The 25,823-nt window shown below is 63.6% G+C and carries 21 protein-coding genes; 15 read left to right on the top strand and 6 right to left on the bottom strand.

Going from position 1 to position 25,823, the window contains the following annotated elements; translation table 11 throughout:
- Nucleotides 1-16: 16 nt before the first annotated feature.
- From AC1DVW_RS11780 to AC1DVW_RS11770, 3 genes are all read left to right on the top strand, one after another.
- On the top strand, nt 17-1,033 hold the full coding sequence (locus AC1DVW_RS11780) for a flagellar motor switch protein FliG (protein WP_477273033.1): 1,017 nt from the start codon (nt 17-19) through the stop codon (nt 1,031-1,033).
- A gap of 78 nt (nt 1,034-1,111) precedes the next feature.
- On the top strand, nt 1,112-2,194 hold the full coding sequence (gene flhB / locus AC1DVW_RS11775; RefSeq protein WP_477323235.1) for a flagellar biosynthesis protein FlhB: 1,083 nt from the start codon (nt 1,112-1,114) through the stop codon (nt 2,192-2,194).
- Nucleotides 2,191-2,628 carry a hypothetical protein gene (locus tag AC1DVW_RS11770; RefSeq protein WP_477245795.1) on the top strand — a complete coding sequence of 146 codons (438 nt, stop codon included), beginning with the start codon at nt 2,191-2,193 and terminating at the stop codon, nt 2,626-2,628. The genes flhB and AC1DVW_RS11770 overlap by 4 nt, the downstream gene beginning before the upstream one ends.
- A 9-nt stretch (nt 2,629-2,637) precedes the next feature.
- Here AC1DVW_RS11770 and AC1DVW_RS11765 read toward each other — a convergent pair whose 3' ends face one another.
- The gene (locus AC1DVW_RS11765) at nt 2,638-3,408 is read right to left on the bottom strand and encodes a helix-turn-helix transcriptional regulator (protein ID WP_477323233.1); all 771 of its coding nucleotides are present in this window, start codon (nt 3,406-3,408) and stop codon (nt 2,638-2,640) included.
- Nucleotides 3,405-4,115 (bottom strand): helix-turn-helix transcriptional regulator, encoded by a 711-nt coding sequence (locus AC1DVW_RS11760; RefSeq protein ID WP_477323231.1) that lies wholly within the window; start codon nt 4,113-4,115, stop codon nt 3,405-3,407. Before AC1DVW_RS11760 ends, AC1DVW_RS11765 begins: the two co-directional genes overlap by 4 nt.
- A 505-nt stretch (nt 4,116-4,620) precedes the next feature.
- On the opposite strand from AC1DVW_RS11760, the gene AC1DVW_RS11755 reads away from it, so the two are divergent.
- On the top strand, nt 4,621-7,524 hold the full coding sequence (locus tag AC1DVW_RS11755; RefSeq protein WP_477323229.1) for a M16 family metallopeptidase: 2,904 nt from the start codon (nt 4,621-4,623) through the stop codon (nt 7,522-7,524).
- 65 nt (nt 7,525-7,589) lie between these two features.
- A complete protein-coding gene (locus AC1DVW_RS11750) occupies nt 7,590-8,783 on the top strand; it encodes a TMEM43 family protein (protein WP_477323227.1) in 1,194 nt (397 codons plus the stop codon).
- Nucleotides 8,784-8,813: 30 nt separating this feature from the next.
- Here the strand turns inward: AC1DVW_RS11750 and AC1DVW_RS11745 are convergent, their stop codons facing one another.
- Both AC1DVW_RS11745 and AC1DVW_RS11740 read right to left on the bottom strand, forming a co-directional pair.
- Nucleotides 8,814-9,845 (bottom strand): histone deacetylase family protein, encoded by a 1,032-nt coding sequence (locus AC1DVW_RS11745; protein ID WP_477323225.1) that lies wholly within the window; start codon nt 9,843-9,845, stop codon nt 8,814-8,816.
- A 23-nt stretch (nt 9,846-9,868) separates the two neighbouring features.
- The gene (locus AC1DVW_RS11740) at nt 9,869-10,729 is read right to left on the bottom strand and encodes a TetR/AcrR family transcriptional regulator (protein WP_477323223.1); all 861 of its coding nucleotides are present in this window, start codon (nt 10,727-10,729) and stop codon (nt 9,869-9,871) included.
- Nucleotides 10,730-10,773: 44 nt separating this feature from the next.
- Here AC1DVW_RS11740 and AC1DVW_RS11735 point away from each other — a divergent pair, with 44 nt between their 5' ends.
- The 8 genes from AC1DVW_RS11735 to AC1DVW_RS11700 all read left to right on the top strand — a co-directional run bounded on the left by AC1DVW_RS11735 (nt 10,774) and on the right by AC1DVW_RS11700 (nt 21,411).
- The gene (locus AC1DVW_RS11735; RefSeq protein ID WP_477323221.1) at nt 10,774-12,441 is read left to right on the top strand and encodes an amidohydrolase; all 1,668 of its coding nucleotides are present in this window, start codon (nt 10,774-10,776) and stop codon (nt 12,439-12,441) included.
- A gap of 127 nt (nt 12,442-12,568) precedes the next feature.
- On the top strand, nt 12,569-13,669 hold the full coding sequence (locus tag AC1DVW_RS11730) for an ABC transporter ATP-binding protein (protein ID WP_477323219.1): 1,101 nt from the start codon (nt 12,569-12,571) through the stop codon (nt 13,667-13,669).
- Entirely contained in the window at nt 13,669-14,598 is a 930-nt protein-coding gene (locus AC1DVW_RS11725) for an ABC transporter permease (protein WP_477323218.1), read from the top strand. Before AC1DVW_RS11730 ends, AC1DVW_RS11725 begins: the two co-directional genes overlap by 1 nt.
- Nucleotides 14,591-15,403, top strand: coding sequence for an ABC transporter permease (locus AC1DVW_RS11720; RefSeq protein ID WP_477323216.1), 813 nt, complete (start codon nt 14,591-14,593; stop codon nt 15,401-15,403). Before AC1DVW_RS11725 ends, AC1DVW_RS11720 begins: the two co-directional genes overlap by 8 nt.
- A 60-nt stretch (nt 15,404-15,463) precedes the next feature.
- Entirely contained in the window at nt 15,464-16,492 is a 1,029-nt protein-coding gene (locus AC1DVW_RS11715) for an extracellular solute-binding protein (protein ID WP_477323214.1), read from the top strand.
- Nucleotides 16,493-16,558: 66 nt separating this feature from the next.
- A complete protein-coding gene (locus AC1DVW_RS11710) occupies nt 16,559-17,755 on the top strand; it encodes a serine hydrolase domain-containing protein (protein WP_477323212.1) in 1,197 nt (398 codons plus the stop codon).
- A 29-nt stretch (nt 17,756-17,784) separates the two neighbouring features.
- Nucleotides 17,785-18,963 carry a serine hydrolase domain-containing protein gene (locus tag AC1DVW_RS11705; RefSeq protein WP_477323210.1) on the top strand — a complete coding sequence of 393 codons (1,179 nt, stop codon included), beginning with the start codon at nt 17,785-17,787 and terminating at the stop codon, nt 18,961-18,963.
- Nucleotides 18,964-19,092: 129 nt separating this feature from the next.
- Entirely contained in the window at nt 19,093-21,411 is a 2,319-nt protein-coding gene (locus AC1DVW_RS11700; protein WP_477323208.1) for a Tex family protein, read from the top strand.
- Between the two features lie 9 nt (nt 21,412-21,420).
- On the opposite strand, the gene AC1DVW_RS11695 is transcribed toward AC1DVW_RS11700, so the two are convergent.
- Nucleotides 21,421-22,392 carry an AraC family transcriptional regulator gene (locus tag AC1DVW_RS11695; protein WP_477323206.1) on the bottom strand — a complete coding sequence of 324 codons (972 nt, stop codon included), beginning with the start codon at nt 22,390-22,392 and terminating at the stop codon, nt 21,421-21,423.
- 127 nt (nt 22,393-22,519) lie between these two features.
- On the opposite strand from AC1DVW_RS11695, the gene AC1DVW_RS11690 reads away from it, so the two are divergent.
- Nucleotides 22,520-23,413, top strand: coding sequence for an SDR family oxidoreductase (locus tag AC1DVW_RS11690; RefSeq protein WP_477323204.1), 894 nt, complete (start codon nt 22,520-22,522; stop codon nt 23,411-23,413).
- Here AC1DVW_RS11690 and AC1DVW_RS11685 read toward each other — a convergent pair.
- Nucleotides 23,398-24,318: a LysR family transcriptional regulator gene (locus AC1DVW_RS11685; protein WP_477323203.1), complete on the bottom strand. Its 921-nt coding sequence runs from the start codon at nt 24,316-24,318 to the stop codon at nt 23,398-23,400. The two genes, AC1DVW_RS11690 and AC1DVW_RS11685, sit on opposite strands and share 16 nt — an antisense overlap.
- Nucleotides 24,319-24,428: 110 nt before the next feature.
- On the opposite strand from AC1DVW_RS11685, the gene AC1DVW_RS11680 reads away from it, so the two are divergent.
- Nucleotides 24,429-25,625: an acyl-CoA dehydrogenase gene (locus tag AC1DVW_RS11680; protein ID WP_477323202.1), complete on the top strand. Its 1,197-nt coding sequence runs from the start codon at nt 24,429-24,431 to the stop codon at nt 25,623-25,625.
- Nucleotides 25,626-25,823: the final 198 nt, after the last annotated feature.

Here is a 25,823-nt window from a genome sequence, read left to right as displayed (position 1 = left end):
GGTGGGAGCGGACGGCATGACGACGCTGATGACGCTGACGCGCCCGCAAAAGGCCGCCGCGATCCTGGTGGCGATGGGCAAGCCCTCGGCCAGTCGGCTGCTGAAATTCTTCAAGCAGGAAGAATTGAAGGCGCTGATCGAGGGTGCGCGTCTGCTGCGCACGATTCCGCAAAGCGATCTCGAACGCATCGTCGCCGAATTCGAAGCCGAATTCACCGAAGGGGCGGGGCTGCTCGATTCCGCCGACAGGATGGACACCATCCTCAATGAATCGCTGTCGCCGGAAGAAATGAGCGCCATCATGGGCGACAAACGGTTCGAGGTCGCGCCGGAAGGTCCGCCGCCGATCTGGCCCGAGCTGGAAAAGCTCGAACCGGAGCGCCTCGGTACCTTCCTTGCCGGCGAACATGCGCAGACCGCGGCCATGGTGCTGGCGAAGCTTTCGCCGCAAGCAGCGGCGAATGTGCTCTTGACCATGACCAAGCCGATGCGCAGCGAGATCATCAAGCGCATGGTGACATTGGCCAGCGTTCCGGACGCGGCCACGAAGATCGTCGAAAACCAGTTGCGCAACAGCATCTTGGCGCAGACCTCGACCAAGGACACATCGGCCGGACAGGCGCGCGTCGCCAGCCTGCTCAACGAGATGGACAAGCCTCAGCTCGAAGAGGTCATGCAGGATCTGGAAGAAGCCGGCACGCCCGATCTCGGCGGCGTCAGGTCGCGGCTGTTTTCCTTCGACGATTTGCCGCTGCTCACCCAGAAGGCGCGCGTGCTGCTGTTCGACGGGCTGTCGACCGAACTGGTGACGCTGGCCCTGCGCGGCGCGCCGCCCGGATTGACCGAAGCGGTGCTGTCGGCGATCGGCGCGCGGTCGCGGCGCATGATCGAAGCCGAACTCGGACAGGGCTCGGAAGGGATCGCGCTTGCCGACATCATGGCGGCACGCAAGACAGTCTCGGTGACGACGATCCGGCTTTCGCGCGAGGGGGCCTTCGAACTTCCCTCGTCGCAGCAGAGCGAAGCAGCCTGACATTCTATCTCTTTTTTCGCAATTCCGGGCGGAAACCGCTCACACTTTCCTGGAATTGCTCAAAGCGGCTGACACCAAATGGCTGACGCGGTCGACAAAGACTCGAAAACCGAAGACGCGACCGAAAAGAAGATCCGCGACACCGTCGAACAGGGCAAGCTGCCCCATTCCCGGGAAACCGCGATCCTTGCCTCCTTCGTCGCCATACTGGTGTTCACCGTCTTCTACGCCAAGGATGCCATCGTCGATCTCGGCACGTTCCTGTCGATGTTCCTGGAGAAGCCGGAGGCGTGGCCGATGGAGACCGAGACCGACGTCATTGCGCTCTACAAAACCGTCATCACGGAGGTCGGTCGAGCTGTCTTGAGCCTGCTGGTGCTGCTGGTCGTGGCCGGTGTCGGCGCCTCGGTGTTCCAGAACATGCCGCAATTCGTCGGCGAGCGGATCAGGCCGCAATTGTCGCGCATCTCGATTGCCAAGGGCTGGAGCCGGATGTTCGGCGTTCAGGGCTGGGTCGAGTTCCTGAAATCGCTCGGCAAGCTTGGCTTTGCCATCGCCGTGCTTGTCTTCACGCTGTCGGAAGACCACCGCAAGCTGTTGACCGGCATGATCACCAACCCGGTCGCTTTCGGTCTCGTCATCAGGGGTATCGCCGTCGATATCCTGGTGGCGATCGTCTTCGTCATGGCCTTGATTGCCGCCGTCGACCTCGTCTGGTCCCGCTTCCACTGGAAGCAGGATCTGCGCATGAGCAAGCAGGAGGTCAAGGACGAGATGAAGCAGTCGGAAGGCGACCCGATCATCAAGTCGCGGCTGCGGTCGCTGGCACGCGATCGGGCACGGCGGCGGATGATGACGGCGGTGCCGCGCGCGACGCTGATCATCGCCAATCCGACACACTTCTCGATCGCCCTGAAATATGTCCGCGACGAGGATGCGGCCCCCGTGGTGCTGGCCAAAGGCCAGGATCTGGTGGCGCTCAAGATCCGCGAGATCGCCAGGGAGCACAATATCCCGATCTTCGAAGACGTGGCGCTCGCCCGCTCCATGTACAAGCAAGTTTCGGTTGATAGCGTGATCCCGTCGCAATTCTACCAGGCCGTCGCCGAACTGGTGCGGATCGTCTACTCGAAAAAGGCTGAGCGCAGACAGATTTCATGAACCGCCAACCGCACGCAAAATCCCGCGAGATCATCGTCGCCAACGCCATCGAGCAGGTGGTGGACGAGTTGCGGCTCATCGATGTCGCCGACTACATCGCCTTCATCCGGCTGGAGCATTTCGCCTGCCTGTCGGATCTGGTGGATTCGGCCGTCGAGCTGTTCTTCCTGCCGGGAACGTTGCGGCTCGGCCATGGCGGCGAGGCGCATGTCGACTGGAGCGGCAGCCCGCGCATCGTGCTCGATCTGGAACTCAGGCCGCCCGGCGTCACCGTCTATTTCCAGCTGACGCTGAGCGAACACAAGGCATCGGTGGTGGTGAACTACGTGTCGTTCGAGAAGCCTGGCGAGGATCCCGAGCACAACACGGCCCTGCTCGAGGCGGTGATCGAGCAGGCGCGGATCCGCAAGACCGAACCGCTGGCCTTTGGCTGATTGCCTGCCCTATTCAATCAGACCCAGCCGCAGCGCCTTGGCGACCGCCTGGTTGCGGTTGACCGCGTTGAGCTTCTGGGTCGACTGGGTCAGATACTGGTTGGCGGTGTGGACCGACAGTTTCAGCAGCCGTGCGATCTCCTCGCTGGTGTTGCCGTTGGCGGTCAGCTTCAGGCATTCGAGTTCGCGCTTGGAGATCGAGCGCATCCTGCCGGCATCGCTCGGACGGATACGGGCGACCGCTGCAAACAGCGAGAAACAGCGGGCGTGGATCTCGTAGAGCGCGTCTTCCGGCAAGGCCATTTGCGAGCCCAGGAAAACCACCAACCCGCAATGGCCGCGATCGGCATGGACGGGAAAGGCGATGCCGTTGGTGCCCGGCGCCAGCGGCGCCATGCGCTCCGACCAGGCAAGGTTCTGGAATGTCGCTTCCGAGCCGGCCATGCCGTCATCCGCCCACCAGCGCGGCGCCGTCGAGGTGCGGGTGTGGCGTACGATCTCCTCGCCATTGGCGCCGGAGATGAATTTCGTCGCGACGGCGGTGCCGGGATAGTCGGAATCGAAGCTGGCCACGAGACGGGCGCGTTCCGGTGACGGACTGACGAAGAACAGGCCGAAGGCCGAGGCATTGACGTCGACGGCGATCCAGCGGCAGCGGCGCACGGCATCGGGAATGGTGACGGCGTGATGCGTTTCGGAGCCGAGCGAGAAGGCTCCGAACGGATTGCGCTGCTCACTGAAAAGGGCTTCCGCCGCCTCCTTGATGTGCGCGTGTTTCAAATGATGCCGCTCCTGATCGCCGTGGCGATAGCCATCGCGCGGTTCGAGGCCGCGAATTTCTGTATGGCGTGAGTGATGTAGCTGTTGACGGTGTTCGAGGAGACGCCAAGGATGACCGCGACCTCGTCGGTGGTCTTGCCTTCGGAGACCCAGAACAGGCATTCGCGCTCGCGATCGGACAGCGGATCCTGCATGGCGGCGGCGGCGATCAATTGCGGGATGCTGGAGAGCGCATAGCAGCACTTCAGCTGCGCCTTCATCAGCGCCGGCTGGTCGATCTTGCCGGCAGCCGCCGCAGAAAACAGCGCGAACAGGCGCTGGCGGCCGACATTCAGCCGCAGCGAATAGATTTCGGCGTGGCCGAGCACGTCGAGAAGGCGGGCCTCCTCGCCGGTAAGCAGTCCGCCATCGTCGGGCGCATGGGCGGCCACCAATGGTTTCGGGCGGATGCCGGGCGCGGCCGTCAATGCCCCTTGAGCAAGGCCAGCGATCAGTCGCTTGCCGATCAGTTCGATGGCGTCGAAGATCCAGTTGGAAGAAACGATGCGCGCGTCGTTGCGGTCCTGGTCGTGGACGATGGCGACGAGCATGTAGCTGTCGGCGCCGATCTCGGCGGCAAGCTGCATGAAAAAAGAGGTGAGATCGCCGCGGGACGCGAGGCGCGAGCCTACTGTGTCGGATTGCAGAAGCGCGGCGGGACTGCTCATTTGCTGCTTTGGTTGTATGTCATGGCCGGAATCTATTCTTGAGCCCGGAGGCTGGAGTGACCAGCAGCCGAACTTGGATACGCATTACGTTTACGAAGCACACGCATGGCGCGGGGTCGCGCGGATCAAACCGAATCCTTTCAGGGAACGCGAAGCCGTCCGCGTCTGGCGCCGGAGAAACTCCGGAACGTGAGACTTTGGGTGGTCGCCGCGCCCCCCAGGACCGGCTGATTCGGGTCTAATCTACCCGCACTCGAATCCGACATCAAACGCGATTTGACAAAATCGAATCCTGTGGACTCAGGCGCGACTCAGAGGCCGGCTTTCGGGAGCTTCGACCACAGGTCCCGACACGAAAAAGCCAGACCTTGTTGCAAGCGTGCCGTATCGGCGACCGATCGATTCCGATAGGTTGCGGCGACCGGAACGGATGGGCGTCCTTTTCGATCGATTCTGGGCGATGTTGGCGGCGCGTGTTTCGCGGCCGTCGAGATGGGGTTTGATCATGGTGCGGATTTTTCTCGCATTCACGGTGGCGCTTGCGCTGTGGAGCGGCGCCTGGGCGGCAGAGCCGGCGAAGGCCGAGCCTGTCGTCACCTATGCGCTTGGCAACGGGCTGCAGGTGGTGCTGGTGCCGGATCATCGCGCGCCGAAAGTGGTGATGAACCTGCGCTATCGCGTCGGCTCGATGAACGAACCGGCCGGACGCTCGGGCTTTGCGCATCTGTTCGAGCATTTGATGTTTTCCGGCACGCCGGCATGGCCGAACGTGTTCGGGGCGCACGCCGCGCTCGGCAACGAGATCAACGCCTGGACCACCGAGGACGGCACGGTCTTCTATGTCGACGGCCTGTCGTCGTCGCTGCCGATGATCCTGTCGCTGGAAGCCGACCGCATGGCCAATCTCGGCCGTTCGGTGACCCAGGCCAAGCTCGACCTGCAGCGCTCCGTGGTCAAGAACGAGATGCGCCAGAACGTGCTCGACAAGGCTGGCGCCTCCGGCTGGGAAGCCTTCTGGTCGGGGCTGTTTCCGAAGCCGCATCCCTACAGCCGCATGGTCATCGGTTCGGTGGCCGACCTCGATGCCGCGACGCTCGACGATGTCAGAGGCTTCTTCAACAGCTATTACCTGCCCAACAATGCCGTGCTGGTGCTGGTCGGCGACCTCAAGGTGGATGAAACCAAGGCGCTGATCGAAGACACGTTCGGCCGGATACCGCGCGGCGCCGACGTGGCGCGGCCGGCAGTGCCCGAACCGACGCAGGCCAGGCTTAAACTGGTGCTCGAGGATCGTGTGCCGAGCCCGGTCGTGGTGGTCGGCTTCAGCGGTCCGGCAGCGCAGTCGCCAGACAATGGCGCGCTTAGCATCGCCGCGGAACTGCTCGGCAACGGCGATTACGGCTTCCTGCGCAACCGGCTGGTGGCGCAGAAGGGCATCGCCACCTATGCCAGCGCCGGCTGGACGGGTGGGCTGCTCGGTGGCCGCTTCACCCTTGAGGCGGGTGCTGCGCAAGGTGTCGCTCCCGAGGCGCTCGAAGCCGAGATGAAGGCGGTTTTCGCCGATTTCCTGAAGACGCCGCTCGATCCGGCGGACGTGGAACGCGCGCGCAGCAATTTGTTGCTCGGTGCCCGGCTCGGCACCGAGTCGTTGAAGGATCGCGCCGGCGCGGTCTCCTACGACGCCGATATCCTCGGCGATGCACAGAGCGCGCTGGAGGACGATCCAAGGATCAAGAATGCCAGTGCCGCCGATATCGAAGCGACGATCAAACGGCTGTTGAAGCCGGAAGACGCCAGCGTTCTGGTGCTGAAGCCCGGTCCGCGCGGCGGCTACCCGGATGCGTTGATCGGATCGTCCGGCAAACCGCAGCCGTTCACCGCGCCGGAGCGCGTGGCGATCGACATTCCCAAGCACCCGGCCGGCAACGCACCTTCGGCGGTGCTGCCGGAAAAAGAGACGGCGACGCTCTCGAATGGCATCAGGCTTGTCCACTACACCATGCCGGAAGCGCCGATGGTCTATCTCGCGGCGAGCGCCGAAGGCGGCTGGAACAGCGTGCCGGAAGGCAAGGAAGGGCTGCTCGAACTTGCCGCCAGCATGGCGACGCGCGGTGCCGGCGAGCGTGGTTCCGCTGACTTCGCCAAGGCCACCAGCGATATCGGCGCCAGTATCGGTTCCCAGGCGGGCACCCTGACCACGGCGATGACGCTCGGCGTCCAGCCCGAGAAACTCGATCAAGGCATCGGACTGCTTGCCGACGCGGTGCTGAAGCCGCGATTCGACAAGGCCGACTGGACCATCCTGACGGCGCAGACTGCCGACTGGCTCAATGGCCGCGAAGCGGACCTGCCGGGTGTGGCAGGCCGCGCTGCGAAGGCAGCACTCATTCCGCAAGAGCCAGGCAAGGCGGCGATCGACTGGTCGGCAAAGGCACTGGCGTCGATCTCGCTGGATGACGCGAAGGCTGCCTTCAAGGCCGTGTTCACGCCGAAATCCGTGACCTTCTACAGCGTCGGCCCGGTGCCGGTGGAAACAGTCGCCGCCAGCCTTGAAAAGGCGTTCGGCGCATGGTCAAGCGATGCTGCCGGCTACGCGCCCGAAGCCTCGCCGGCGGCGCATTTCAATGGCGGCCAAAAAGTGCTGCTGGTGCCGGAACCCGGCGCCAGCCAGTCGGCACTGTTCGTGGCTCGGCCCGCACCCGGCAGCGACGAAAGCGAGCGTGCCGAATCGACTGCGGTCGCCAATCTGCTCGGCGACGATTTTTCGAGCCGGCTGAATTCGGTGATCCGCGAGGAGAAGGGTTATTCCTACGGCGTGTCGAGCTATCTGCTCAGCCCGATGAAGGCCGGCTCCGGACTGGTGGTGGCGACCACCGTCGAGCGAGCCAACACCGGTCCGGCGATCACCGAAATCCTAAAAGGATTTGCCGGACTGAAGACCTTGCCGGTGGCGCAGGACGAGGTCGACCGCACGGTCACTGTCTACCGCCGGGCACTGGCCGGATCGGCGGAAACTTCGGCAGGATTGTTCAGTTCGCTGATCGGCGCCGTCGGCAGCGGCTCGACGCTGGAAGACCAGCAGGGCCGCATGACAGCGCGCACCAAGCTTACGCTCGACGCCGTGCAGAAACAGGCGCTGGCATTGTCGTCGCTCGATCCCTCGCTGATCGTCGTGGCGGGCGACCCGGATGTGGTGATGCCGCAGCTTGCAGCGATCGGCCTCGAGGACGTCGAGATCGTGCAGCGGGGAGACGAGCAAACCGCCATGCGCGCTCTCGATCTGCTCAGCGGCAATCAACAGTCACCGCTGACCGCCTCGCCATGGCGGATCGGCGATGGCGGGACGACACGGGCGGTGCATTCCTGCGAGAACGGCAAGGATTGCGGCGCGCGCATTCACGCTGATTAATGGTTTGAAGCGCGCGGCAGTCCGCTCGCGCGCAAGTTTCGACAATAGCAGTTTCGGGGGAAACAATGAGCGATTCATTTCGGGAAGTAACATCCGTCTCGTGGTTCGGGCGGATCAAGCGCGCGGTTGGCGGGGTCGTCTTCGGCCTGTTGCTGGTCGTGCTGATGGTGATCGGGCTGTTCTGGAACGAGGGTCGCGCTGTGCAGACGGCGCGCTCGCTGGCCGAGGGCTCCGGTGCGGTCGTCTCGGTTGGGGCAGACAGCGTCGATGCCGCCAATGACGGCAAGCTTGTGCATGTCAGTGGCCCGGTGACGGCGAGCGACGGCCTTGCCGACCCCGACTTCGGCATTGCGGCGCAAGGGCTGCGCCTGTCGCGCACTGCCGAGATGTACCAGTGGAAGGAAGAATCCAAGTCCGAAACAGAGAAGAAGCTGGGCGGCGGCGAGGAGACGGTGACGACCTACTCCTATTCCAAGGTGTGGGATGACAGCCAGATCGATTCATCGGATTTCAAGAAGCCGGACGGCCACCAGAATCCGCCGATGGAAATTCACAGCAAGACTTTCCAGATTCCGGACGGCAAGCTCGTCGCGTTCGATCTCGATACGCCGGTGCTCGACCGCATCGAGGGCGACAAGGACTATTCGCTCGCATCCAGCCAGGCGGCTGCGATCAAGGCCGCCTATACCGGCACAAAGCCAATCAACGTCGTCGACGGCAAGATCTATCTCGGCGCCGACACGACATCGCCGGCGTTGGGGGACTATCGCATCGGCTATGAGCTGGCGCCGCTTGGCGTGGTCAGCATCGTCGCGCGGCAGGCCGGCAGCCGGTTCGAGCCCTACCAGACGGTCGCCGGCGACCAGTTGCTGATGGTGGATACTGGCGACGTGCCGGCGGCGAAGATGTTCGCCGACGCGGTCTCTGAAAACACTATCATCACCTGGTTGCTGCGCGCCGCCGGCCTGTTGCTGCTGACGATCGGCTTTGCGCTGTTTCTCAGCCCGATCGGCGTCATCCTCGACGTCATACCCTTCCTCGGCAGCATCGCGCGGATGGGGACCGGCATCATCGCCTTCTTCCTGGCGATCCTGGTCGGGACGACGACCATCGCCATCGCCTGGTTCTGGTACCGGCCGGTGCTGGCGGCAAGCATTCTGGCGGCGGGCATCATCGCGGCGGCGGCGGTCTATTATCTCGGCCGGTCGCGCAAGGCAGCGACCCCCGCTGCCGCGCCGAGCGCTGGCGCAGCCACCTGATCGGCAAAACAGGGCGTCCGCCCTGTTTTGTTACCTGTCCTCGAAGCCGGTCAGCACGCCGACGGCGTTGATGCCGACCTCTTCGACGGCGTAGCCACCTTCCATGACGAACAGCGTCGGCAGGCCGAGTTTTGCGATGCGGCGGCCGATCTTGGGATAGTCGGGGCTTTTCAGCTTGAACTGGCTGATCGGGTCTTTCTCAAAAGTGTCGACGCCGAGGGAGACGATGACGACATCCGGCGCGTAAGCGGCAAGTTTCGTGCAGGCATCGTCCAGCGATGCGTTCCAGGCGTCCCAGCCGGTGCCGAACGGCATCGGATAGTTGATGTTGAAGCCTTCGCCTTCGCCCGCGCCACGCTCGTCGGCATGGCCGAGAAAGAACGGATACTCGGTCAGGGGATCGCCATGCAGGTTGATGACCTGGACGTCGGCGCGGTCGTAGAAGATTTCCTGCGTGCCGTTGCCATGGTGATAGTCGACATCGAGGATCGAGACCCGTCTGGCGCCTTGGTCAAGAAACCATTGCGCGGCGACGGCGGCGTTGTTGATGAAGCAGTAGCCGCCCATGAAGCCGGCACCGGCGTGATGGCCGGGTGGACGGCAAAGCGCGAAGGCCGATGTCTCGCCACCCTTGACCAGCGCGGCAGCGGTCAGCGCGACATCGTAAGACGACTTGATCGCGGTCCAGGTGCCCTCGACGAAAGTGGCGCCGGCATCGAAGGAATAGTAGCCGAGCAGGGCGTCGATGCGCTGCGGCCGCACGTCGCCGCGCAGGCCGCGCGTTGGCCAGGTGAAGGGCATGGCCGAGCCCGTGAAGCCGGCGGCCGTCCATTGCGGCCAGACGGTCGGCAGGAAGTCGATATAGTCGGCTTTGTGGATGCGCTTGGCGGCGGTAAGATCATGCTCGACCGGCGTGATGATCGGCCCGAGCTTTTCGCTTTCGACCCGCGCCTTGATGAACTCGGCCCGCGACGGCTTTTCGAAACCCGGCACGATGGCCGACGCAACCAGTTCCATCTGCCCGGCATGGCCGGCATGAAGCGGCGAATAGACAGTCTTCATAAAATTCCTCTCGAAATGCGAACTTAGTCAAGATTGAGATAGGGGCTCACCAAAGCGAGCCACATGGTTTCCACATCGTCCTCAATGAGGTCGAACGTCTTGCGGTCTTTTTTCAACCCCACAAGCCGGCAGACGTGCCCGACCTCCATCATAACCACGCCGAGCCGGCTGGCGATCTTGCCTTCAAGCGCCGGGTTCACATGCTGCAGCCATGCCGCGTAGAGGGCGATGATCTGGTCGTCATACTCGTCCTGGATCGGCCTGAGGTCGGCATTGCCGGAGATAGCCTCGATCACCGGCATCAGATTGGCGTTGTCGAGATAAATCCTGGAGGTATCGATGAAGAGCTCTCGCACTTCCTGCCGAAACTCTTCGCGGTTGGTGGGCGGAGCGACCTTGATGCGCTTGGCGATGACCTCGGGAAAGGATGACAGCCAGCGCCGGGCGAGGTCGAGAAGAATGGCCTCCTTGTTGGGGAAGTATTGGTAGACCGAACCGACCGACAGGCCGGCGCGCTGTGCAATGGCGAGCGTCGTTGGCGTCTTGGTTCCTTGCTCCCGCGTCAAGGTCAGCGCCGCGTCGAGTATCCGGTCGACCACCTTGCTCGACCGTTCCTGCCGCGGCTGCTTGCGCGGTTGGAGCGCTATCCTGGTTTCGCGGCTGAGATTGCGCTTCACGTACCGATGCCCTCGTTCCCCCGTCCCAAGCGCCGGATGCTGTCCACAATACATTCGAAATTCGGCACGTTGACAAACGCGAATATTTAGTCGCATTCTTTTATCCACGCTGTCCTCGGGGATAACAAGGGGAATCTCCAGAGACAGCGCACTGGCATCATTTTCGCCCGACAGCGCCGCTCTGCGGAGTGGCGGGTTGTTGGACAACAGGGTTGCCGGTCTCAGTCAGTCGTCAAAAGCGCGGAGTCGCGATGTCTGTCACGGGTGCGGGTGCTGATCTGATCGTCATCAACGGTCGTGTGCGGACCATGGACGATGACAATCCCGCCGCCGAGGCCATTGCCGTCAAGGACGGCGCCATCATTGCCATCGGCAACCGCGCCGCCATCGAAGAGCTCGAGGGCCCGGCCACCAGGGTCATCGACGCCCAGGGCGGCTCGGTCGTGCCCGGTTTCATCGAAGCGCACATGCATCTGTTCGGCGGCGCGGCCGAGCTCGACAATCTGCATCTGGCAGGCGTGCATGGCTTCGATGCCTTGCGCGATGCGATCCGCGCCTTCGCGGCGGCGCGGCCGAACGCCAGACTGCTGATCGGCGCCGGCGTCGACTATGCGATCCTGCCCGAGCCGGTCACGCGGCATCATCTCGACCGCATCATTCCCGACCGCCCCTTCGCCATGTCGGCATCCGACCACCACACGATGTGGGCGAACACCAAGGCGCTGGAAGAAGCGGGCTTGCTGCATGGCAAGCAGGTCGGGCCGGGCAACGAGGTTGTCATGGGCACCGATGGGCTCGCCGCCGGCGAATTGCGCGAGGGCGAGGCCTTCGGGCCGATCCTCGAGCATTTCGGGGCCAACCGGACGCGGCTCGGCCTGACGGGCCAGGAGCCCGAGCCCTATCCAACCGCGGAAGAACTGGCCGCCGATCGCGACCTGATGCACCGAGGGCTGCAATGGTGCGCCCAGCACGGCATCACCTCGATCCAGAACATGGACGGCAACCTCTACCAGCTGGAGCTGCTTGCCGGGCTGGAAGCGGAAGGGCGGCTGCTTTGCCGCACCAAGATTCCGTTCCATTTCAAGAACTTCATGACGCTGGACATGCTGGAAAAGGCCTCGCGCATGGCGACGGCATACAATTCCGAGTGGCTTTCGTCGGGCATGGTCAAGGTCTTCTATGACGGCGTTCTCGATTCCTGGACCGCCGTCATGGTCGACGACTATGCCGACCGGCCGGGCTGGCGCGGCGAGCCGCTGTTTACGCCGGAGCATTTCGCCGAGGTGGCGGTCGAGGCCGACAGGCGCGGCCTTCAGATCGCTGTGCATTCGATCGGCGACGGCGCGGTGCGCGCCGTGCTCGACGGCTACCAGGCGGCGCAGAAAAAGAACGGCAAGCGCGACAGCCGGCACCGGGTCGAGCACATCGAGGTCACCACGCGGTCCGACGTGCCGCGCTTTGCCGAGCTCGGCGTCATCGCCTCGATGCAGCCGCCGCATCCGCCGGGAGCCATGAACTTTCCACTGGAGCCGACGATTTCGCGCATCGGCCGCGCAAAATGGCCGTTGAGCTACGCTTGGCGGACCCTGAAAGATGCCGGCGCCCACGTCGTCTTCGCCTCCGACTGGCCGGTTTCGCCGGTTGATCCGATCCTGGGCATCCAGGCGGCGGTGCTGCGCAAACCTTGGGCAGAGGGGCTGCCGGACCAGAGGTTCTCGCTGCAGGAATCGCTTGCCGGCTACACGGTCGAGGGCGCCTATAGCGAGTTCATGGAGCACCGCAAAGGCCGGTTGAAGCCAGGCTATCTGGCCGATCTGGTGGTGCTGTCCGCCGACATCGAGGCGACCGCGCCGGAAGCGCTGCACACGGTGCGGCCGGTGACCACCATCTGCGGCGGAAAGGTTACCTACCAGGCCTGACGATGGCATGGGAATTGCGTTTGAAAGTCCAGTTACAGCTCCGCAGTTGCCAAGCCGACTGGCTTGTGATGACAATCAAACAGGAACACACCTGCCACCAAGAGCAGGCTTTCTCAATGGGGTAATCGTGCCGGAACAACCGGGTAAGAATGCGATCGAAGTCCGTGGTGTGCGCAAGGTATTCGGCACCGGTGAAAACCAGGTCGCCGCTCTCGACACAGTCTCGGTGTCGATCCGCGAGAATGAGTTTTTCACGCTGCTCGGGCCGTCCGGCTGCGGAAAGACAACCCTTTTAAGGCTGATTGCCGGCTTCGATTTTCCGAGCGCCGGCGAAATACTTCTGCATGGCGAGGACATCGCGCCGCTGCCGCCGTTCAAGCGGCCGGTCAACACGGTGTTCCAGTCCTATGCGCTATTCCCGCACATGACGGTGGCGCAGAATATCGGCTTTGGCCTGGAAATGTTGGGCAAGCCGAAGGCCGAGATTACGGCGCGCGTCGCCCAGATGCTGAAACTGGTCAAGATGGAGGCGCTGGCAGCTCGCCGTACCAGCCAGATCTCCGGCGGCCAGCAGCAACGCGTGGCGCTGGCCCGTGCCTTGGCGCCGCAGCCGAAGGTGCTGCTGCTCGACGAGCCGCTGTCGGCGCTCGACTACAAATTGCGCAAGGAAATGCAGATCGAGTTGAAACGGCTGCAGCACGAGACCGGCATCACCTTCATCTTCGTCACCCACGACCAGGAAGAAGCGCTGACGATGTCGGACCGCATCGCCGTGATGTCGGCCGGCAAGATCCTGCAGGTCGGCACGCCGCACGACATCTACGATCGCCCGGCCGAGCGTTTCGTCGCCGACTTCATCGGCGAAACCAATTTCCTGAAAGGTACTGTGGTTTCGAAGAAATCCGGCATCGCCACCGTGAGGATCGCTTCAGACGCAATGGTCGCGGCGGGTTTCCCCGAAGGTTTCGATCCCTCCGGTGAAGTGACGGTCGTGGTGCGGCCGGAACATGCGGATCTGGTTGCCGATGCGGCCAAGGGCACGGTCGGCGGCGTTCTGGCCAATGTCGTCTATTTCGGCACCGACACCCACTACCACGTGAAGCTCGACGGCGGCGACAACTTCATCGTGCGCCACCAGAACAGCCGGTCGAGTGCGGTGGCATTCGACCCAGGGGCCAAGGTCGGCATCGTGTTCGAGGACGGCGGCGCGCGGATATTGAGGGACTGATGGCAAACGTCGTTTCCCAGGCCGCGTTGTTCGAAGCCAAGGCGGAGCGGGCTGCCAGCCGCCGCAATCGCCTGCTGTCCACGCCGGCGCTGGTCGTCATCGGCGTGTTCGGCGTGCTGCCGCTGCTGATCATCTGCGTCTATTCGTTTCTCGTTGCCGCGCCCTATGGTGGCGTGCAGTGGAAGTTTTCGACGGACGCCTATCTGAACTTCCTGTTCCAGCGCGACATTTTCGATGACACGCTTCAGTTCACGCCGGATTTTCTGGTCATCTATCTGCGCTCGTTTCTGTTCGCCGTGGTGACCACGGTCATCTGCCTGCTGCTAGGTTTTCCGACCGCCTATTTCATGGCGACGCGGACACCGGCGCAGCGCAATTGGTGGGTGCTGCTGATCACCATTCCGTTCTGGTCGAACCTGCTGGTGCGCACGCTGGCCATCATGTTCATCATTCGCGACGAAGGTCTCATCAACAATCTGCTGATCGGGCTTGGCGTGATCGATAAGCCGATCACCATGCTCTACACCAATTTCGCCATTCAGCTTGGCCTGCTGTATTCGTTCCTGCCGTTCATGATCCTGCCGCTCTATGCCAGCCTGGAGAAGATGGATTTCCGGCTCGTCGAGGCCGCCAACGACCTCTATGCGACACGCCGGCAGGTGCTTTGGCGCGTGATCATTCCGCTGTCGCTGCCCGGCATTATCGCAGGCTGCCTGCTCGTCTTCATTCCGGCGCTTGGCGCCTATGTGACGCCGCTGATCCTTGGCGGCGGCATCCACCTGATGATCGGCGATCTCATCGCCCAGCAGTTCGGCTCCGGGCGCAACTGGCCGCTTGGCTGCGCCCAGGCGCTGATCCTGATGGCCGCGGTGCTGGTCGCCCTCTACTTCTACGTTCGTAACACATCGGGGAAGATCCAGCATGGCTGATCCCCGCAACGTCGATATCAAGGATCAACCGGGATTCCGCACAATCGCCATCATCTGCGTTGCCGTGCTCTACGTGCCCATCCTGATCCTGATGGTCTTTTCGTTCAACACCGGCTCGCTCGTCACGCATTGGGAGGGCGTCGGCTTCAGCTGGTACGGCAGCGCGCTGCTCAACGAGGAATTCCACCACGCCGCCGAGAACACGCTGATCATCTCGGTGACCGCGACCATCATTTCGACGATCTGCGCGACGCTGGCGGCGATCGGCATGACGCGGGTGAAGCCGTGGCACGGGCTTTCGGCTGCCTTCATGGTCATCAACCTGCCGCTGATGGTCCCCGAGATCATCACCGCGGTGGCAACCTTGTCTTTCTTCGCCTTGATCGCCGGCGCGTTCGGGCTGAACTTCGGCATCGGCAATCTGATCCTCGCCCACACCGTGTTCTGCATTCCCTTCGCCTACATGCCGATCCGGGCGCGTCTTGAGGATATGGATCTGACGCTCGAATCCGCCGCGGCCGATCTCTATGCCACGCCGTGGCACGCCTTCCGGCGCATAACGCTGCCCTTGCTTGTTCCCGGCATCCTGTCGGGTGCGGCACTCGCCTTCATCGTGTCCTTCGACGACTTCACCATCACGCAGCTTGTCGCCGGTCCCGGACAGACGACACTGCCGCTCTACATTTGGAACCAGATCAGGCGGCCGATGACGCCGGAGATCAATGCCATCTCCACCATCCTGCTGCTGGTCTCGATCCTCTTCGTCTCGGTATCGTTCCTGATCGCGCGCCGACGCGCCAACTGAACAAATGGGCCAACTGAATATGGGCCAACTGAATAAATGGGAAGGCAAAGGAGAACAAAAATGTCTAGGAAACTGATGGCTGCTGTTTCGACAGCGGCGTTTTTGTGGGCAGTGCCCGCGCTCGCCGACGGCGAGTTGCATATCTACAATTGGGGTGACTACACCAACCCCAAGCTGATCGAAAAGTTTGAGAAACAGTACAGCGTCAAGGTCACGCTGGACGATTACGACTCCAACGAAACCATGCTGTCGAAAGTGCGCGCCGGCAATTCCGGCTACGACATCGTGGTGCCGTCGGATTACACCGTGAAGATCATGGTCGACGAGGGCCTGCTCGAAAAGACCGAGCCCAATGCTATGCCGAACGGCAAGAACATCGACGCGCGCTTCCTCGACATCTATTGGGACAGTGGCCGCCACTACACCGCGCCATGGCAGTTCGGCACCACCACGTTCGAAGTCAACACCGACAAGTACAAGGGCGACATCGACACGCTGGCGATCCTGTTCAACCCGCCGGACGAGTTGAAGGGCCAGATCAACATGCTCGACGACGTCAACACCGTCATGCATGCGGCTGAGCGCTATGCCGGCGTGCCGCGTTGCGGCGCCGAGAAGGCCGATCTGAAGAAGGTCAACGACATCCTGACGGCGGCCAAGCCTTCATGGAAGACCTTCAGCTACGACACCATCACCAAGATCACCTCCGGCGACGTCATCGTCACGCAGGCGTGGAATGGCGCCACCTACCGTGCACGGCAGAAGATTCCGGCAATCAAGTATGCCTATCCGAAGGAAGGCATCGAGGGCTGGATGGACAATGTCGCGGTGCTGAAAGGCGCCAAGAACCTCGACAACGCCAAGCTCTTCCAGGATTTTATCATGGCTCCGGAAAACGCGGCGCTGATCTCGGAATTCGCCGGCTATGACAACGGTATTGCCGGCAGCCACAAGTTCCTGCCGGCCGATTTCGCGGCGTCGCCGGAACTCAATCCGCCGGCAGGAGCGCCGGCCGCTGAGTTCGTTCCGCCTTGCCCGCCTGAGGTGGTCGAGATTTACAACAAGATCTGGACCAATTTGCGCAAATAGGTTCGGTCTAGGGTCCAGCGGAAGGGAGGCTTCGGCCTCCCTTCTTTGCGCCTACGAGGAGGTTCCATGACATCCTATCGCAACAGCGATCCGGCGCCGCCGATCATGCAAGGCTCGCCGCCGCAGATGGTGCTGCCGAAGCTCGACTGGGACAGGGGCCCGTGGAATCGCTGGGCGTTCCAGCACATACGCGAATTCCTGCCGACCGCCGAAGTCTGGCGCGGCAACGGCCATCGGCACCGGCTCGAGCGGGCAGAAGTCGATCTCGATGCGCTGCCGGTGGTGGACAGCGCGGGCGCACCGACGACATTGGCCGGGCTGCTCGACGAAACCTATACGGACGGGTTCCTCGTGCTCAAGGACGGCAAGGTCGCCTGTGAGCGCTATTTCAACGGCATGACCGACCGCTCGCTGCATCTGTCGCAGTCGATGGCGAAATCGGTCACCGCTTCAGTGTTCGGCATATTGGTTGGGCGCGGCCTGATCGATCCGGCGCTGCCGGTGACGACCTATCTGCCGGAACTGGCCGCCACCGGTTGGGCCGGCGCCAGCGTGCAGCATGTGCTTGATATGACCAGCGGCGTGCGCTTTTCCGAGGAATACACCGACCCCTATTCCGACATCGGCCAGGTCGATGTCGCCACCGGCTGGAAGCCGGTGCCGCCGGGCAGCGATCCGGACTTCCGCTGGCCTTCGCATATGTTCGAGCTGATCCTGGGCCTGAAGGAGCAAAGCCGGCCGCATGGCGCTGAATTCGAGTACCGCTCGATCGAGACCGATGTGCTCGCCTTCATCATGGAGCGGGTGACAGGCAAGCGGCTGCCGCAACTGGTTTCCGAAGAGATCTGGCAAAAGCTTGGCGCCGATGAAAGCGCCTGCTTCACCGTCGACAGCACCGGCTATGCGGTGGCCGATGGCGGCTTCAACGCGACGCTGCGCGACTATGGCCGCTTCGGCCAGCTGATCCTCGACAATGGCGGTGGCGTGGTGCCGGCCGGGTGGATCGAGGCGACGCGCGACGGCCGGCATGGAGCGGATTTCAATCCCAGCCTGCCGGAAGGCAGCTACCGCAACCAGTTCTGGATCGAGGACCCGCGCTCGCGCGCGCTGATGTGCCGGGGCGTGTTCGGCCAATTGATCCATATCGACTGGGACACGAGAATGGTCGTGGTGAAGCTTTCGACCTATCCGGATTTCACCAACATCGCCTATTCCGTGGCGACGCTGAAGGCCGTGCACGTGATTGCCGCGGCGCTGGCCTGAGCCCCAAGAAGAAACTGTGAGGAGACGCCATGACCGGCACGACCGCGTTCGAGACCCGATATGGCTTTGCCCGCAATCAGGTGCTGCTCGGCAACTGGCGGGAAAACCCCTACAACAGGTGGTCGTTCCAGAACCTCGGCGAACTGGTGCCGACTGCCCGCGTGGCGGCGGCGGGTGGCAGCGAGGCGCCGGTTCAGGATCTTGGTGGGTTGCTCGGCGAGAAGATCGCCTTGCCAAATGGCGCGGAGACGGTAGCGGCCTTTCTCAAGCGTTCAGACACCGACGCGCTGACCATCATGAAGGGTGGCAAGGTCGTTGGCGACTGGTTCGCACCGCATATGGATTTCGGCGCGCGCCACATCATCTTTTCGATCAGCAAGTCGGTCACCGCCATCATCGCCGGCATATTGGAAGGTGAGGGGTTTTTCGATCCGCAAGCCCCTGTCACGCATTACATTCCGGAAGCTGCCGGTTCGGCCTATGGCGACGCGAGTGTGCGGCATGTGCTGGATATGACCGTCAGCCTCGATTTCGAGGAGGCATATCTCGACCCGGAAAGCGCCTTTGCCCGTTACCGTCGCGCCACTTTGTGGAACCCGGGCGGCGGCACCGAAAGCTTGCGCGAGTTCATCCTGACGCTGCAGCGTCTGCCAGAGCCGCATGGCCAGACGTTTCGTTACCGCTCGCCCAATTCGGACCTGCTTGGCATCCTGCTCGAACGCGCGTCGGGCCAGCGTTTTGCCGATCTGATGCGCGAGAAACTCTGGCTGCCGCTCGGTGCGGTCAGTGAAGCCTCGATCGGCGTCGACATGGAAGGCACGGCGCGCACGGCTGGCGGCATTTCGGTGACGCCGCGCGACCTGGCGCGGGTCGGCGAGATGATGCGGCAAGGGGGGACAGTCAATGGCCGCCGCATCGTGCCGGAGGCATGGGTGCGCGATACGGTCGCCACCGGCGGCAGCCTCGAGGCCTGGCAGCGCGGCACCATGGCGTTCCTGTTTCCTGAGGGACGCTACCGCAACAAATGGTACCAGACCGGGGCGGCAAGTGGTGCCTTCTGCGGCATCGGCATCCATGGCCAATGGCTCTACGTCAATCCGCAAGCAGAAGTGGTGATTGCCAAGATGTCGTCGCAACCAGTCCCGGTCGACGATCCGCTGGATGTCGAGGTCGTTGCCTTCCTGGAGGCGCTGAGCCATCTGGTTTAGTCACGCCCGGGCGTCTGGACTCCGGCACGCTTTCCTGTGGACCTTTCTGGGGGTTGAAAACGCCGCGGTTGGCGTAGCGATGCGCAGCGCCTATGGTCGCCGCTCTTTTCGACTGGGTACAGGAACGACATGGCATCCGACATCAAGCGCATCGCAGCCCTCATCGCAGCCGAGATTGCTTCACGGCCGGAACAGGCTGCGGCGGCGATCGAATTGCTGGACGAAGGGGCGACGGTGCCGTTCGTGGCGCGCTACCGCAAGGAGGTCACGGGCGGGCTTGATGACACGCAGTTGCGCCTGCTGGCCGAACGGCTTGCCTATCTGCGCGAACTCGAGGCGCGCCGCGACGCCATTCTCGGTTCGATCCGCGAGCAGGGCAAGCTCACGGCGGAACTGGAAGGCAAGATCGCGGCAACAACCACCAAGGCCGAACTGGAAGACATCTATCTGCCCTACAAGCCGAAGCGGAGGACCAAAGCCGAGATCGCGCGTGAGCGCGGGCTGGGGCCGCTGGCCGAGGCCATCCTTGCTGATCGTGCGCTGGTGCCGGCCGAACTGGCGCTGGCCTATCTCGGCGAAGAGGTGGCGGATGCCAAGGCGGCGCTCGACGGCGCGCGCGACATCCTGTCGGAACAATTCGCCGAAAATGCCGATCTGGTCGGCAAATTGCGAAGCTACATGAAGGAACGCGCCTTCATGCGGGCCAGGGTCGTCGACGGCAAGCAGGAGGCTGGTGCGAAATTCTCCGACTATTTCGACCATGTCGAGCGCTGGGCCACGGTGCCGAGTCATCGCGCGCTGGCGATGCTGCGCGGCCGCAACGAGGAGGTGCTGTCGCTCGACATCGAGGTCGATGCCGACGATGCGTCGCCGGTGAAGCCGGTCGAGCGCATGATCGCCAACTCCTATGCCATCGGTGGCAGCCTGCCTGGCGACCGCTGGCTGATGGAGGTCGCCGGCTGGACCTGGCGCATCAAGCTTTCGCTGCATCTGACGCTCGATCTGATGCGCGATCTGCGCGAGCGGGCCGAGGAAGAGGCGATCCATGTCTTCGCCCGTAACCTGAAAGATCTGCTGCTCGCCGCACCCGCCGGCTCGCGCGCCACGATGGGGCTCGACCCCGGCATCCGCACCGGCGTCAAGGTGGCGGTGGTGGACGGTACCGGCAAGGTGCTGACGACGACGACCGTCTATCCTTTTCCGCCCAGGAACGATGTGCGCGGCACGCAAGCGGAACTGGCCAAGCTCATTCGCCTGCACAAGGTCGAGTTGATTTCGATCGGCAACGGCACCGGCTCTCGCGAGACGGAGAAGCTGGTGGCCGACATGCTGTCCGAGATGCCTGCCGATGCCGGGCCAAAGCCGCTCAAGGTGATCGTCAGCGAGGCCGGCGCCTCGGTGTACTCGGCTTCAGCGACAGCGGCAGCTGAATTTCCCGGCCTCGACGTGTCGCTGCGCGGCGCGGTGTCGATCGCCCGGCGGCTGCAGGATCCGCTGGCCGAACTGGTCAAGATCGAGCCCAAGTCGATCGGCGTCGGCCAATATCAGCACGATGTCGACCAGTACCGGCTCGGCCGTTCGCTGGAGGCTGTCGTCGAAGACGCGGTCAATGCCGTCGGCGTCGACTTGAATACCGCATCGGCGCCGCTGCTGGCACGGGTTTCAGGCCTTGGCGCGTCGCTGGCCGAAGCGATCGTTGCGCATCGCGATGCGACAGGACCCTTCGCCAGCCGCAAGGATTTGCTCAAGGTGGCGCGGCTTGGGCCGCGCGCGTTCGAACAATCTGCCGGCTTCCTGCGCATTGCCAATGGCAGCGAGCCGCTCGATGCCTCGTCGGTGCATCCGGAAGCCTATGGCGTGGCCAAGAAGATCGTCGCGGCCTGCGGCCGCGATGTGCGCTCGCTGATGGGCGATAGCGCAGCGCTGAAGGCGCTCGACCCGCGCGTCTTCGTCGATGAGCGCTTTGGCCTGCCGACGGTGCGCGACATCCTGGCGGAGCTGGAAAAGCCCGGCCGCGATCCACGTCCCGGCTTCAAGACAGCGACCTTTGCCGACGGCGTCGATGACATCAAGGATCTGAAGCCCGGCATGCTCTTGGAAGGCACGGTCACCAATGTCGCTGCCTTCGGCGCCTTCGTCGATATCGGCGTGCATCAGGACGGGCTGGTGCACGTCTCGCAATTGGCCGATCGTTTCGTCAAGGACGCGCATGAGGTGGTCAAAGCCGGCGACGTGGTCAAGGTGCGCGTCGTCGAAGTCGACATCAAGCGCAAGCGCATCGCGCTGTCGATGCGCAAGGACGGCGACGGCGGCGCCTCGCGTGGAGGGCCGCGCGACAATGGCAACAAGCCGGCGCCACGCTCGCCGGCACCGCTGCGCCAGCCGGAAAGGCCGGCGCAGCAAGGTGCGTTCGGCGCTGCATTGGCGGATGCGCTGAAGCGGAAATAGGCGGGCAGATCAGCTGGCGACGGCTGCGATCCGATTGGCGTTCGCGGCTTCCGCCTCGCCAGCGGACGGTTGGTTGCGGCCACGGCCATATTGGCGTGGCGAGCAGCCCATCACCCGCTTGAAGGCGGTGCTGAAGGCGCTTTCGGATTCATAGCCGAGCGACAGCGCAATGACGGAAACGGGATCGCCGGAATTCGCCAGCCTGTCGCCGGCCAGCAGCATGCGCCAGCGCGTCAGATAGTCCATGGCGGACGTACCGACCGTTTGCTTGAATTTGAGGGCCAAGGTCGATCGCGACATGCCGGCGCGCTCGGCCAGCGTCTGCAAGGTCCAGCCACGTGCCGGATCGTCATGCATGGCGTTGATCGCCGCGCCCATCTGCCTGTCCGCCAGCGCAAAGAGCCAGCCGACACCGCCGCGCGGCCCTTCCGCCATATGCAGCCGCAGGGCCTCGATCAGGATCATGTGGGCGAGGTGCTCCACGACCAGGAAGCCGCCCGGCTGGGGCACGCGCAGTTCCTGCATCATCCGCTCGACGGGCCAGCGCAGCACCGGATGGTCGGTCTCTTTGCGGATGTGGACGATGGGCGGCAACATCCTCAGCAGGATGCCGGCGTGGTCGCCGGAAAGTGCAAAGCGGCTGCTGACGAGAAGAAAATCGCCGCCGCCATTGTGCGCGGTGATGCCGCCGGTGCGGGCGGGTGAAAAAACCGTGCGGGCATCGACCGGCGTCAGGCTCAGGTCGCTGGCAAGGCGGAAAGGCCGTCCGCGCGGTAGCAGGAAACAGTCGCCCGTCTCCAGCCGAACCGCATCCGTGACGCCCTCCACCGACAGCCAGCATTGGCCGGAAACCACGGCGCCGCATTTGATGGCTGCCTGCTGGTCGGGGAACTGGATCGACCAGTCCCCACCCGCCTCCAGGCCGGCCGAGAGGTAGTTGCGCGGCTTCAGCAGCGACAGCACGTCTGAGAGGGGATCCATGCACTGTTCCGGACGATCGCGAAGATATCACGGACTTTACAGCATAGATCGTATTTCCTCAATCCCGTATCTCCTTTGGCAACAGGCTGCCCCCGCAGCTTTCGAACGAAACAAAGGAGAAATCCCGATGCGGGTATTTGTCACCGGAGCTACAGGTTTCGTCGGTTCTGCCGTTGTGCAGGAGCTCCTCAACGCGGGCCATCAGGTGCTTGGCCTTGCCCGTTCGGATGCAGGCGCCAAGGCGGTCGTCGCCGCTGGTGCCGAGGCGCATCGCGGCGATATCACGGACCTTGAAAGCCTCCGCAGTGGCGCGGCCCGATCGGACGGGGTGATCCATACCGCCTTCAACCACGACTTCTCGAAGTTTGCCGAGAATTGCGCGGCGGACCGGCGCGCCATCGAGGTGCTCGGCGCGGTTCTCGAAGGCTCCGAGCGCCCGCTGCTGGTTACCTCCGGGCTTGCGGTGTTGTCGCAAGGCAGCATGGCGACCGAGGATCATGCGCCTGTGCCTCCCTCCGCCTCCTATCCGCGCGCCTCGGAAGTGACGGCCGAAGCACTCGCGGCGCGCGGCGTGCGCGCCTCGACGGTGCGCCTTTCGCCAACGGTGCACGGTGACGGCGATCACGGCTTCGTTCCGATGTTGATCGGCATCGCGCGTGACAAGGGGGTCTCAGCCTATGTTGGCGACGGGCTCAACCGCTGGCCGGCGGTACACCGGCTCGACGCCGCCACCCTCTTCAGGCTGGCGCTGGAGAAGGGGGTTGGGGGCGCCCGCTATCACGCGGTCGCCGAGCAAGGCGTACCGACCCTGGAGATCGCCGAGATCATCGGCCGGCGCCTGAACCTGCCTGTGGTCGCCAAGACCCGCGAGGAGGCGGCCGGACATTTCGGCTTTGTCGGGCACTTCTTCGGCCTGGACTGGCCGGCGTCGAGCCAGCAGACCCGCGACGTGCTGGGATGGCAGCCGCGAGAGCCCGGCCTGATCGCCGACCTCGACCATCCCCGCTATTTCGGCGGCTGAGCGGAGGCTTCGCCCTTCTTGCCGACATGCGTAAGCAGCCAGTCGCGAAAGCTGGCGACCGGGGGATGGCCGCGCTTGTCGTGCGGCACGACCAGGTAATAGGCGCTGCGGCTTTGCATCGGCTGGCCGGGCGCCGGCACCAGCTGGCCGCGCTGCAACTCGCCGGCAATCAGGATTTGCGGCAGCAGCGCGACGCCGAGCCCGGCCATGCAGGCCTGGGCGGCGGTGCCGAACTGTTCGAACTGCATGCCCGGCCCGGTCGGCGCGCTCAGGCCCTGATGCTCGAACCATTCGGTCCAGGCACCGGGGCGCGTCGCCATGTGCAGCAACGGCAGGCGGCCAAGATCGGCCGGCGTGGCGATGGCGCGCCCGGCCAGGAATTGGGGCGAGACCACCGGCGCCACCGTTTCGCGCACCAGCAGCGTCGAGTCGGCCTCCGGCCAGTCGGGCAAGCCATAGTGGATGGCGGCGTCCAGCCGCTCGCGGGCAAAGTCGAAGCGGCCGACGCGGGTGACGAAATTGATGGTGATGTCAGGATTGTTTTCGACGAAATCGGGGATCATCGGCATCAGCCAGCGCGTGCCGAAGGTCGGCAAGATGGCAAGGTTCAGGATGCCGCTATGCCGATTGCTCATCAATCCAAGTGCAGCGTCGCGCAATTGGCCAAGTGCTGCGCGCACCGCGTCGGCATAGATCTCGCCTGCCGTCGACAGCCGGACATTGCGGCTGTCGCGTTCGAACAGCCGGCGGCCGAACTGGTCCTCCAAAAGCCCGATCTGCCGGCTGACGGCGCCCTGGGTGAGATCGAGCTCCTGGGCGGCGGCGGTAAAACTGCCGAGACGCGCCACCGCCTCGAAGGCGGCAAGGGCGCTGGTGCTTGGCAAAAGACGGCGTTGGACACTCATGATCCATTACTAACGCTCATTGATCGGTGAAGCAATTTCGTTTGATTTTTCCGAGGCGGAGGCCGATAAGCCGGGCACTTCAGATTTTTCGCTGGGAGAGACCGAGAGCCATGGCCGCCGACAAGAACGCGTTCGTCTGGGAAGATCCTTTCCTGATCGAGAACCAGCTTTCGGAAGACGAGCGCATGGTGCGCGATGGCGCAGCTGCCTTTGCCGCCGACAAGTTGGCGCCGAAGATCGAGGAAGCCTATCTCGAGGAAAAGACCGATGCCGGCATCTTTCGCGAAATGGGCGAGGCAGGTCTGCTCGGCCTGACCATCCCCGAGGAATATGGCGGGCTTGGCGCCAACTATGTCACCTACGGGCTGGTGGCGCGGGAAGTCGAGCGCGTCGATTCCGGCTATCGCTCGATGATGTCAGTGCAGTCGTCGCTGGTGATGTATCCGATCCATGCCTATGGCTCGGAGGAGCAGCGCAAGAAATATCTGCCGAAACTCGCCAGCGGCGAGTGGATCGGCTGTTTTGGCCTGACCGAACCGGATGCTGGCTCCGATCCCGGCGGCATGAAGACGCGGGCCGAGAAGACGGCCAACGGCTACAAGATTTCCGGCTCGAAGATGTGGATTTCCAACGCGCCGATCGCCGACGTGTTCGTCGTCTGGGCGAAGTTGAAGGGCGAGAACGGCAAGGACGAGATCCGCGGTTTCGTGCTGGAGAAGGGCATGAAAGGCCTGTCGGCGCCGAAGATCGGCGGCAAGCTCAGCCTGCGCGCTTCGATCACCGGCGAAGTGGTGATGGAAGGTGTCGAGGTCGGCGAGGATGCGCTGCTGCCCAACGCCAAGGGCCTCGCCGGTCCGTTCGGTTGCCTCAACCGCGCCCGTTACGGCATCTCATGGGGCGCGATGGGCGCGGCGGAAGATTGCTGGCACCGGGCGCGCCAATATGGCCTCGACCGCAAGCAGTTCGGCAAGCCGCTGGCCGGCACGCAGCTGTTCCAGAAGAAGCTCGCCGACATGCAGACCGAGATCGCGCTGGCGCTGCAGGCGTCCTTGCGGGTCGGGCGGCTGATGGACGAAGGCAAGATGGCGCCGGAGATGATCTCCATCGTCAAGCGCAACAATTGCGGCAAGGCGCTCGACATCGCCCGCCAGGCCCGCGACATGCATGGCGGCAACGGCATCCAGATCGGCTACCACGTCATGCGCCACGCGCAGAACCTCGAGACGGTCAACACCTATGAGGGCACGCATGACGTGCACGCGCTGATCCTCGGGCGGGCGCAGACCGGGTTGCAGGCGTTTTTCTAAGCCCTGCAAGAGCTGCCTGGGCTCAGGACTTTTAGTCAGAAGATGCTGGTTGCCGCGAAGGCGATGGCGCTCATGAAGGCGTGGGCGCATCGGTCGTATCCCTAGGCCTGCCGACTCGCGTTCAATGCTGCACGACGATAGTCATCGGCGTCGCAAACCGCGTGCGGCCTGGAGTTCAGGCCGCTTCTCGTCCCCCTA

The sequence above is a fragment of the Mesorhizobium sp. P3_B5 genome (genome assembly GCF_056402815.1).
Note: the sequence above shows the minus strand (reverse complement) of the source record. Positions and strands in the feature narration are given on the sequence as shown.